This window comes from Nocardiopsis sp. ATB16-24, assembly GCF_030271535.1.
Classification (GTDB): Bacteria; Actinomycetota; Actinomycetes; order Streptosporangiales; family Streptosporangiaceae; genus Nocardiopsis.
In genome coordinates, this window is sequence record NZ_JASCXJ010000015.1 from 121,991 (window position 1) to 132,911 (window position 10,921).

Consider the following 10,921-nt stretch of genomic DNA (forward strand, 5'->3'; position numbering starts at 1 on the left):
CCACGAAGCCGGAGTCCGCGCTGCTGAAGCACCACACACGACACGATCGCTTTCCCTTTCACCACGCCGAGTTCGTCCGTGGCCGCAGCCGTGCCGGGCACGGTCAGGGCTTGGCCGCGATGGGCCTGTCCCGGCGCAGCACGAAGAAGAAGGGGGCGCTGTCACCGCGCATGTCCATCACACCGATCAGCGTGTCGGCGTCCACCTTGCGGAAGTGGTCGTTGATGGGAAGCGCGTCATAGGTCATGGCCGCAGAGACCGTGCCACGGTACTCGACCATCCGTAGCCGTGCCGCGGGTCTGCTGGTGCGCAGTAGGCGCAGCGAACAGCGGGCCGTGTCCGCCAAAGGCGGTGTGCGCAGAAGGTTCGAGGTGCGCCTGAGCAGACCCAAGGGCACCAGGGAGGGATTGACGCAGAACAGGCCCTTGTCGTTACCGAACACCAGCGGATGCGCGCGTTCTGCGTCGTCGAACCGTTTGCCGTACCAGCCGAACTCCTCGAGCATGCCGTCCCAGGGGTGCCCGGTCTCCAGCCCCGAGCCCTTCCACAGACCGGGCATCTCCTCCACCCGCACCGGTGGCAGGGTGTCGAAGAAGGCCAGTGCCTCCCCGACGCTACTCGCCTGCTCTTGCAGGCGTCGCAACTCGTCGCGTCGTGCCTCGTGCTCGTACGGGGACATCGCCTCACCTCTTGCCGAAACGCCGGTGCTCACCTCAAGGGTCGCAAAGGAAGCGGGTCCCTGCGACGTTCGGCGCCGCTTTTCGGCCTTGGTGCGGGTGCTGGTCGGTGGGCGCTCGGCACGAAGAAGAGGAAGTCGAGTGAACGGGCGCGTCCGTTCAGGTGTGAGGGCAGTGGTTCTCGTGGGGTGTGCCGTAACCGGTGGTTCCCTGGCCCGGCACAGGTCGAAGCCGGCCTCGGTGAAGGCCTCGACCATCGCCGCAGGCCGCCCCCTGGCGGGCGCCGCTCACCACGGTGGGACCACCGGCCTGGTCGCGTTGTGCTCACGTTCCTTGCGCACCGCGACGGCGCCCCACCCCGGGCGCGGCGACCGCTGAGCCCCCCGACCCTGTCGCGACCCCACCCCGAAGACGTACACCGGTCACGGACGTGACCAGGCACCGACGACGGCGATCCCGGCGGCGACCCAGAACGCCACGGCGAGGGTGCTGTGGTCGGCGATCCACCCCAGGAGCGGAGCGGCGGCGGCCTGCCCCACAGCGGTGGACAAGAACGCCAACCCCACACCTCGTGCGGGCCGATGTTGGAAGACGCGCGTGCCCCACACCAACAAAAGCCCGGTCAGGGCGAGGTACACCCCACCGAACAGCCCTGTGGCGATGACCGCCACCACGTACCAGTGCGCGGTCACCGCCAGCAGGGCCGTGGCGGCTCCCATGGCGGGCATCGCCACCACCCATGCCGTGCGCAGCCCGAACCGGTTCGCCGCATCACCGGCGAAGGCCCCGAGCAGACCGCACGCACCCAGAACGATCCAGGCCACGGTGGACAGGTACGCAGCGTGCCCCGCGGTGGTGGTGAGCAGGTCCTGACCGAAGGTCCACGTCGCCGCACTGGCGGCACCCATGGTCACCGACGCACCGACCAGCCGGGCCGAGCCCGAAGGCAACGACTCACGCCAGGGCCGTCCCGCACGCGGTGAGGACGCCGAACCGGCGACGTCCTGGCGGACCGAGGGGACGGTCACCGCGACCCACACGGTGACCACCGCGGCGATCACGGCGAAGGCCGCCCACGCAAGCCGCCACTGCCCTTGAGCCAACAACGCCACGGGACCGGACACCACCACCCCCAGCCCCGTCCCCGCGTTGACCAGGGCCTGAAGCCGGTTGCGCAAGGGGGGTAGGACCCGGTGGGCGATGGTGTGGGCCAAGGGCAGCGAGGCCACGCCGGTGCTGGACCCGGCGATCAGCACCCCCAGGGTGAGGACCCCGGCTCCGGGGGCCGACGCCATGAGCGCGGTGCCCGCCGTGGCCAGCACCCCGGCGACCACGGACATGACCTTGGAACCAAAGCGTGGAGTGAGCGGGGTGGCGACCACCACCCCCACGCAGTAGGCGACATAGCTGCCCGAGGCGATGGCCCCGGCCGTGGCCGCGTCCAGGGCGAAGGCCTCACGAAAGGCCGGGACGAACAACCCGTAGGCGAAGCGGGCCAGGCCGTAGCACACGGCTATCAGCGCCAGCCCGGCGGCGGCCAGCCCCACCGTCTGCGTGCCCGACAGCATGGCCGGGGCGGGGGACGTCCACGCCCCCGGTTCGGGCGTGGCGTTGCGGTGCCCTTGGGGGTCCACGACCTTGCTCATGCGCCCTCCCCACGAACTTCACCGACCTGTGAAGCAGCACCCACCTTAGGTACACTGATCTGTGAAGTCAAAGGAGGTGCCGTGAAAGACCACCACAGCGACGTGCGACTGACGCCCGGAGCCCGAAGAATCCTGGACACCGCGTCCGCCCTGTTCTACCACCACGGCATCCACGCGGTCGGAGTGGACCTCATCGCCACCGAATCAGGCGTGACCAAGCGCACACTCTACGACAGGTTCGGTTCCAAGGACACCCTGGTCACGGCCTACCTGCGCAACCGACACCAACAGTGGTGGACCCGCTGGGAACAACGTCTGGAGAACGCACCCCCACCCCGGGCCCTGACCGTGTTCGACTCCTACACCGCCGACGCACCGATGTCGGACCGAGGATGTGCGTTCCTCAACGCGGCCGCCGAACTGCCCCCCACCCACCCCGGATACCAGGTCATCCGCCACCACAAGGAACAGGTCCGCGAGCGCCTGCGCCACCTCATCGCCGAGGACCCCCGGATCCACAACCCCGATCACCTGGCCGGGCACCTCTTCCTCCTGGTGGAGGGCGCCATCGCCCACCGCGGCATCGACGGCACCGACGACCGCCTCACCCACGCCCGCGCGATGGCCGAGCACCTGCTCGCCTCCGCCGGGGAGCACACACCGGCCCACCCTTGAGACCCAACCGGCGAAGCCACCACCGAGGCGACCGTTCACACAGGACGGGCGAAGGTGATGATCTCCTCACTGGCATCGGTGAGCGCACTGCGGTCCCAATACCCGTACTGGGCGCTCACCCGTAGCCCCGCACCCTCCAAGAACCCGTTCAGGGCGACGACGTCCATGAACCGCAGAGTGCTACGGCTCCTGCGTGACCCATCCCGACCTTGCACGGTGTAGTCGCAGGTGAAGGTGACCAGGTCCCCCTCCACCCCACGCAGACGATGCACACAGGTGGCCTTGCGCCCACCGGGACCGTCCACGGTGCGCACCCGCTCAGGGCTCCACACCAGCCACCCCCGCACGGCCGGGTTACGGGTCTCGAAGACGAACCGGCCGTCCACGGCCAACGCCCGCCGCACCGCCGCCAGATGGGCGCGCACCTGCTCGTCGGTGAGCAACACCTGAAAGGCGTGCCCGGACATGATGACCAGATCGAACCCGCCGTCGAGGAGGCGACCCCCCTCACCCTCACCGGGTCCCCGCACCAGGTCACCCAGAACCCAGTCGACGTCCTCCCGCTCCCGACGACCGACCTCCAACATCGCCTCGGCCGGATCCAACCCCACCAGGCGCCCGGTGTGCCCGCGCTCACGCGCCACCCGCAAGATCTTGCCCGTCCCACACCCCACGTCCAACACCGAACGGGCACCCATGACCAGATCGAGGTAGAAGTCGTCCTGGGGCGAGGAACCCCAAGGGTGGAAGCAGTCATAAAGCTCGGCCAGTTCGGGCCGGGAGAAGTGATGATCGACCATGACGGCATCATCAGCCCCCACCCTCCTACGATCAAAAGGGTTTTCCCTCACCCCCACCACGAACAGCCCACCTCACAAGGAGTACCGGTGTACCACCACAGCCACCCCCACACCAGCGGCCACCTGGAACGCCCCCACGGCCAACGCCTGTTCTGGCAAGAACTGGGAAACCCCCAAGGAACACCGGTACTGGGCGTCCACGGCGGCCCCGGCTCCTCCTCCAACCCACGCTGGTCGATGCTCACCGACCCCGACCACTACCGGCTCATCCTGCTCGACCAACGCGGCGCCGGCGCCAGCACCCCCGACGCCGGCGACATCGACACCGACCTGAGCCTCAACACCACCGACCACCTGATCGCCGACTTCGAGGCCCTGCGCACCCACCTGGGCATCCACACCTGGCACCTGATGGGCGCCTCCTGGGGATCCTGCCTGGCCCTGGCCTACGCCCAGACCCACCCCGACCGTGTGCGTTCCCTGACGCTGTTCGCCGTCACCACCGGCACCCGCCAAGAGATCACCTGGATCACCCACCACATGCGCCGTGTCTTCCCCGCCCAGTGGGAGGACTTCCACGCCGCCGCGGGCGCAGGCGCCGACCCCACCGCCCTGCCGGCCGCCTACGCCCGCCTCCTGGCCGACCCCGACCCCCAGGTCCGCTTCGACGCCGCCCGCGCCTGGTGCGCCTGGGAGGACACCCACGTGGCCACCGCCCCCGGCCACACCCCCGACCCCCGCTTCCAGAACCCGGCCTTTCGCGCCACCTTCGCCCGCCTGGTCACCCACTACTGGGCCAACGACTGCTTCCTGGCCCCCGATCAACTGCTGAACAACATCGACCGCATCGCCCACCTGCCCGCGGCGCTCATCAACGGCCGCCTGGACATCAGCAGCCCCTGCGACACCGCACACGACCTGGCCGCCCGCTGGCCCGCCGCCGAACTCCTCATCGTCGATGAGGCCGCCCACACCACCAACACCACCGGTATCGGCCAAGCGGTCAAGGACACCCTCGACCGCTTCCGCACCCTGTAAAGACCCCCCACCCCACGACCAGGACCACCACCAAGGCGGCACTGTGACAGGATCGCCCCATGTCCCTACGCGAACTGGTCGTCCTTGGCACCTCCAGCGCCGTGCCCACCCGCCACCGCAACCACAACGGCTACTTCCTACGCTGGGACACCCACGGCATCCTGTTCGACCCCGGTGAAGGCACCCAACGCCAGATGCGACTGGCCAAACTGGCCGCCACCGACATCACCCGCATCTGCGTGACCCACTTCCACGGCGACCACTGCCTGGGACTGCCCGGGACCATCCAACGCATCGCCCGCGACCAGGTCCCCCACACCGTACGCGTGGCCTACCCCGCCCAAGGACAGCGGTACTGGGAGCGGCTGCGCCACGCCACCGCCTTCCACGACACCGACGTGATCTCCCCCCAACCGGTCCACGGCACCGGAACCTGCCTGCTGGGGGAGTCGGACCTGCGCATCACCGCGCTGCCGCTACGCCACTCCATCCCCACCTACGGCTACCGCCTGGCCGAACCCGACCGGTGGCGGATGCTGCCCGACCGCCTGGCCGCCCACGGGGTACACGGCCCCCTCATCGGCCTCCTCCAACGCCAGGGCACCGTCACCACCCCCCACGGGCGGCGGGTGGACCTGGCCGACTGCGCCCGCCCCCGCCGCGGCCAGGTCCTGGCCTTCGTCATGGACACCGCCGAGTGCGACCAGGCGGTGGAACTGGCACAAGACGCCGACATGCTCATCATCGAGTCCACCTACCTGGACTCCGAGGAACACCTGGCCCGCGCCCACGGCCACCTGAGCGCACGCCAGGCCGGACGCATCGCCGCACGCGCCAAAGCGCGCACCCTGGTCCTGACCCACCTGTCCGAACGCTACGAACCCCACGACGACACGCTCTTCGTCGAGCAGGCCGCCGCCGAGTTCACCGGACCCATCACCCTGGCCCACGACCTACAACGCATCCCCCTGCCCACCCGCGACCCCTGACCCCCAAGGGGCGCGCGCCCGCCCTCCCGGAGGGTCAGGCGGCAACGGCCCGCCCCTCCACCAGGCGGTGCGCCAACCGGTGACAGGCCACAGCAGGACCCCTCTCCCCACACCCCAGGCCCCGACCACGGACACCGACACCACCCCGCGAAAGCCCCGACATGGACACCATCCGCCACCTGTGGAGCACCGACACCACCTGGCTCAACACCGCCCAGTACGGCATCCCACCCCAACCCACCCACCAGGCTCTGACCCAGGCCCTGGACCACTGGTCCGCGGCCACAGGCGACCCCCACACCTGGAGCCGGGAACTGGAACAGGCCCGCACCCACCTGGCCGCCCTGGTGGGCGCACCCGCCCACGACCTCACCCTGGGCGCCGCCACCGCACAGATCACCGGCACCATCGCCGCCTCCCTGCCCGACAACACCCGCGTCCTGGTCCCCGAAGGCGACTTCACCTCGATCGTCTTCCCCTGGAAAGCCCAAGCCGACCGCGGTATGAGCGTGCGCACCGCACCCCTGCACCACCTGGCCCACGCCGTGGACGAACGCACCGACGTGGTCGTCTTCAGCCTGGTGCAATCCGCCGACGTCCGCCTGGCCCCCACCGACGACATCGTGGCCGCCGCCCGCGCCCACAACGCCCTGGTCGTGGTCGACGCCACCCAGGCCGCCGGATGGATGCCCCTGAACGCCACCCGCTTCGACGCCCTGATCGCCTCGGCCTACAAATGGCTCATGGCCCCACGCGGCCTGGCCCTGGCCTACCTCTCCCCCGCCCTACGCGCACGACTACGCCCCAACAACGCAGGCCCCTTCGCCGCCCACCACCCGCCCTCGGCCATGTACGCCACCACCATGGACCTGCCGCCCACCGCACGGGCCTTCGACCTGCCACCCAACTGGTTCGCCGCCCTGGCGGCCGCCGCCTCCGCCCGTGTCCTGCTCCACGCGGGCCTGGACAACATCCACCACCACAACGTGACCCTGACCGACCACTTCCGCGCCCTGATGGGCCAAGAACCCGCCCACTCGGCCATCACCGGCCTGGACCTGCCCCACGCCACCCAACGCCTGGCCCGGGCCGGCATCACCACCACCCAACGCGCGGGCCTGACCCGCCTGTCCTTCCACCTGTACAACACCTTGGAGGACGCCGAACGCGCCGCCCACGCCCTCCACCACCCCTGACCCCCGAAGGGGTCGACCACCAAAGGGCGCACGGTGGAAAGGACGAACGTCCATCCCACGACGGCCTTCACCGAAGACACGAGCTCGAAGACAGCGCCCCACCCGAAGGCGTAGCCGACCGGCACAGGCAACGCGGCCACGGCCACAAAACGGATCTGGTCCCCCGCTCACCTGCCACGATGTCTGCGACCCGAGAGCTTCCCCTCTGCGCCGCCGCAGCACCCCTCACCGCCGGCGCTCTTCGGTCGTGGCGAGCCGACCAGACCCCACCACCGCCTCGCCCAAAGGCCCTCACACACCAAAAACCCGGCCGCACACCCCCACGACCGGGCCCAACACCACCCACAACCCCCACATCAGCAACAATGACCACACACCCACCACCCCGGAAAGGCCCCCATGCCCATCCCCAAAGCCGAACTCCACCTGCACATCGAAGGCACCCTCGAACCCGAAATGGCCTTCGCCCTGGCCCACCGCAACAACCTCACCCTGCCCTACACCGACGTCGAAGACCTCCGCCGCGCCTACTCCTTCACCGACCTCCAGTCCTTCCTGGACCTGTACTACGCCCTGATGGACGTCCTACGCACCGAAGCCGACTTCACCGACCTGGCCAACGCCTACCTCACCCGCGCCGCCACCCAAGGCGTACGCCACGCCGAGATCTTCTTCGACCCCCAAGCCCACACCAGCCGCGGCATCAGCATCGACACCGTCATCAACGGCCTCACCGCCGCCCTGCACGACAGCGAACGCACCCACAACATCAGCACCACCCTCATCCTGTGCTTCCTACGCGACCGCCCCGCCCAAGAAGCCCTCGACACCCTCCACCAGGCACGCCCCCACCTGGAACACATCCACGCCGTGGGCCTGGACTCCGCCGAAATCGGCAACCCACCCGAAAAATTCACCGAAGTGTTCACCACCGCCCGCGACATGGGACTCCACCGCGTCGCCCACGCCGGCGAAGAAGGCCCCGCCTCCTACATCTGGCAGGCCCTGAACCTACTGGGCGCCCAACGCATCGACCACGGCATCCGCTGCCTGGACGACCCCCACCTGGTCCAACACCTGGCCACCACCCAAACCCCCCTCACCGTGTGCCCCCTGTCCAACGTGCGCCTCAAAGCCGTCCCCTCCCTGGACCAACACCCCCTCCCCGCCCTGCTCGACGCCGGCCTGCTCATCACCATCAACTCCGACGACCCCTCCTACTTCGGCGGCTACGTCCACGACAACTACCAAGCCGTCCACACCCACCTGGGCCTGACCCAACACCAACTCCGCCAACTGGCCCGCAACTCCTTCACCGCCTCCTTCCTGACCCCCGAACGCAAAGCCCAACTCATCGCCCAAGTCGACGCCCACCCCTGGTGACAACGAAGGTGGGGCCCCACCACCCAAGGGGCCCCACCGACCACGACCCTCAACCCACCCAGGTCAACCGCTGACCATGCTCACCGGCAAAACCCACCACACGACCATCCACACCCACCACGAACTCACCCTCACGCCCAGGCAAGGGCCCCACCAACCCCGGCACCACCCCCGCCCCCTCATTCGACACCCAGTGCCCGCCCAACCCACCCACCGCGTCAACGAACGCCTCACACCGCTCAGCGGACAGATAAGCCAACACCGCGCTGTGCAACACCACCACACGCGCACCCGAGGGAGCCCGCTCCACCACCCGGTGCAACCGCTCCACCAGATCCCCCTCCACCAACCACGGCGGATCCTGGGCCACCACCCGCGCCGCGGCCCGCAACCGCTCCCGCCGCCCCGCCTCCTGCGGCCCCGGCCAGATCAGCGACTCCAACCACCGCACATCGGACTCCGAACGCACATCCAACGGATTCATGTCGATCCCCGCACGCCAGACCACCTCGGGCACACGCTCAGGCACCGGAACCGGACCGAAGGTCTCACACTCCAACAACACCGGACTCTGCCGCGGACCGATCGGCACCCCACCATCGAAGGAGTACCGGTACCGGTCCGGGTACAGACACAACCCCGCCGAAGCCCCCACCTCCACCAACGCCAACGGCCCCTCCAACCCCGCAAGGACCGGCAACAACGTGGCACACCGACGCACCTCGTTGGTCTGGGTGTAACGCTCCAACACCACCTGGCGCACCCGCCCCCAGTGCGCCACCACCCAACCGCGAAACTCCTCCCACGACGACACCGGCCCACCCAGGAACCGCACCGCACCCAACAACAGGTTGGGCTGACGCTTGTTACCCGCAGGCAACGACGCCACCAACCCCAACACCTGCTCGTCCTCGGCCAGGGCACAGCCGATACGCGCATACTCCGGCGACCCCGCCGACGCACAATGCTCACCGAACGCCCGATACCGCCGCGCGATGAGCTCCACACCACCGATGTCAGCCACACGCTCCACGGCCGCACACTCCTTCAACACCTCGGGGGACCAGACCAGCACCCCGGTCCTACCCTCCCCCCGGCCCCGCCGGCCCCCACCCGCACGTGAGCGCGCTCACCCCACCGCCACACCCGGCAAAAGGCCAAGGAGGATCACCCTCGACACCCAAGGCGTGGCGCGGCAGGCGCGGGCCAAGGCCCGGCCCTCGTCGTGTCCGTGGAGCGCTTTGACCCGGCCGGCCCCCAGGCCGCGGCGGCCCGCGCACCACTGAGCGGCGCCGCGCGAACCGCTCCGCCCCGGCCCAAGGGCCACTCCACCGGCGAATCACCTGGGGGCCGCGGATTCTCGACAGGGGAGTCGATGAGGACGGTGCGCGAGCCCGAAGGAGACGATCACACACCCGGTACGTGTCGTGTACAGGGATTTGCACCACACCACGGCGTTGAGCACCGAACCCAGGACACCGAGCCGGCCCTTCGCGCCGAACAGATCGTGCGGGCGGGTCGGTGGCCGCAACCGTCAAAGTCCGAGTCGGACGCCGATAGCAGCCCCAAGATCTTGAAGACACATCCGCGGTGAGCGAAGGCCCCCGGCCGGTGAAAGCTCCTTCCCCAAAAAGCACGCACACCAGGTCATCGCCGCGCCCCCCAATGCCGGGCGATCCGACCATGCCGAACACGCCCGCCCAGCGGACACGAACCTCGACCCACACCCTCCCCCGCCCCACCCCACGACGCCCGTCCCCTTCCCGCCCACCCCTCTTTCCCACCGCATCCGGGAACCCCTCCCCACCGCCGGCCGTTCCACCCACGGAAAAGGACACGAACAGATCATGAGAACTCTCACCCCCGCCGGGTAGTCCCAGGCAGGTGACGACCACACCAGACGAACGGACACCCGTGAGGCTCTCCGACCGAGGCAGACTCCGCCGCAGCCCCGACCACACCCCGCCCTCCACCCCACCCCTGGTGGAGTTGCACGACGTGTCCCTGACCCAGGCCCACACCCGCCTGATAGACCGCCTGGACCTGACCGTCCACCCCGGCGAACACGTCGCCCTGGTCGGCCTGTCCACCGCCGCCGCCACCGCCCTGACCCGTCTGCTCACCGGCCAGAGCGCACCCGCCCACGGACACCTGACCACCCGTACCCGCACCCGCACACCCGCCCACACCCCCCACCCCACCCTGGCCCAGGCCATCACCGGCCACCCCTCACCCGACCCCGCCGACCCCCACCTGGCCCACGCCCTGAACCACACCCGCCTGGACCCCGACCACCCCCACACCCCCCACCCCGACCTGCAAGACCGCATCGACCAGGCCCGCGACCTCTACGCACAAAGCACCAACGCACGCCTGTTCCTGCTCACCGACCCCCCACCCGACCAGGCCCCCTTCACCCCCACCCCCCACACCGGGCTGCTCCTGCTCACCCGCCAACCCACCCTGGCCCGTGACGCCGACCGCATCCTGCTGCTGCACCAAGGACGTGTCACCGAG

Annotated in this window: 10 protein-coding genes; 6 read left to right on the top strand and 4 right to left on the bottom strand. The window is 69.6% G+C overall.

Annotated features, from left to right (window positions below; genetic code table 11):
- Positions 1–103: 103 nt before the first annotated feature.
- Complete coding sequence (locus PFX91_RS16880) at positions 104–679, bottom strand: DUF4334 domain-containing protein (RefSeq protein ID WP_285732992.1); 576 nt, start codon at positions 677–679, stop codon at positions 104–106.
- Between the two features lie 420 nt (positions 680–1,099).
- Positions 1,100–2,323 (bottom strand): MFS transporter, encoded by a 1,224-nt coding sequence (locus PFX91_RS16885; RefSeq protein WP_285732994.1) that lies wholly within the window; start codon positions 2,321–2,323, stop codon positions 1,100–1,102.
- Positions 2,324–2,404: 81 nt separating this feature from the next.
- Here PFX91_RS16885 and PFX91_RS16890 point away from each other — a divergent pair, with 81 nt between their 5' ends.
- The gene (locus PFX91_RS16890) at positions 2,405–2,998 is read left to right on the top strand and encodes a TetR/AcrR family transcriptional regulator (protein ID WP_285732996.1); all 594 of its coding nucleotides are present in this window, start codon (positions 2,405–2,407) and stop codon (positions 2,996–2,998) included.
- Between the two features lie 35 nt (positions 2,999–3,033).
- Here PFX91_RS16890 and PFX91_RS16895 read toward each other — a convergent pair whose 3' ends face one another.
- A complete protein-coding gene (locus PFX91_RS16895) occupies positions 3,034–3,798 on the bottom strand; it encodes a class I SAM-dependent methyltransferase (RefSeq protein ID WP_285732998.1) in 765 nt (254 codons plus the stop codon).
- A gap of 87 nt (positions 3,799–3,885) precedes the next feature.
- On the opposite strand from PFX91_RS16895, the gene pip reads away from it, so the two are divergent.
- From pip to PFX91_RS16915, 4 genes are all read left to right on the top strand, one after another.
- Positions 3,886–4,836 carry a prolyl aminopeptidase gene (gene pip, locus PFX91_RS16900; RefSeq protein ID WP_285733000.1) on the top strand — a complete coding sequence of 317 codons (951 nt, stop codon included), beginning with the start codon at positions 3,886–3,888 and terminating at the stop codon, positions 4,834–4,836.
- Between the two features lie 59 nt (positions 4,837–4,895).
- Positions 4,896–5,825: a ribonuclease Z gene (locus PFX91_RS16905; protein WP_285733002.1), complete on the top strand. Its 930-nt coding sequence runs from the start codon at positions 4,896–4,898 to the stop codon at positions 5,823–5,825.
- Between the two features lie 161 nt (positions 5,826–5,986).
- Positions 5,987–7,021 (top strand): aminotransferase class V-fold PLP-dependent enzyme, encoded by a 1,035-nt coding sequence (locus PFX91_RS16910; protein ID WP_285733004.1) that lies wholly within the window; start codon positions 5,987–5,989, stop codon positions 7,019–7,021.
- A gap of 399 nt (positions 7,022–7,420) precedes the next feature.
- Positions 7,421–8,404: an adenosine deaminase gene (locus tag PFX91_RS16915; protein ID WP_285733006.1), complete on the top strand. Its 984-nt coding sequence runs from the start codon at positions 7,421–7,423 to the stop codon at positions 8,402–8,404.
- 49 nt (positions 8,405–8,453) lie between these two features.
- On the opposite strand, the gene PFX91_RS16920 is transcribed toward PFX91_RS16915, so the two are convergent.
- Positions 8,454–9,437 carry a DUF2332 domain-containing protein gene (locus tag PFX91_RS16920; RefSeq protein ID WP_285733007.1) on the bottom strand — a complete coding sequence of 328 codons (984 nt, stop codon included), beginning with the start codon at positions 9,435–9,437 and terminating at the stop codon, positions 8,454–8,456.
- 851 nt (positions 9,438–10,288) lie between these two features.
- On the opposite strand from PFX91_RS16920, the gene PFX91_RS16925 reads away from it, so the two are divergent.
- A partial coding sequence (locus tag PFX91_RS16925) for an ATP-binding cassette domain-containing protein (RefSeq protein WP_285733009.1) occupies positions 10,289–10,921 on the top strand: 633 nt, incomplete at its 3' end.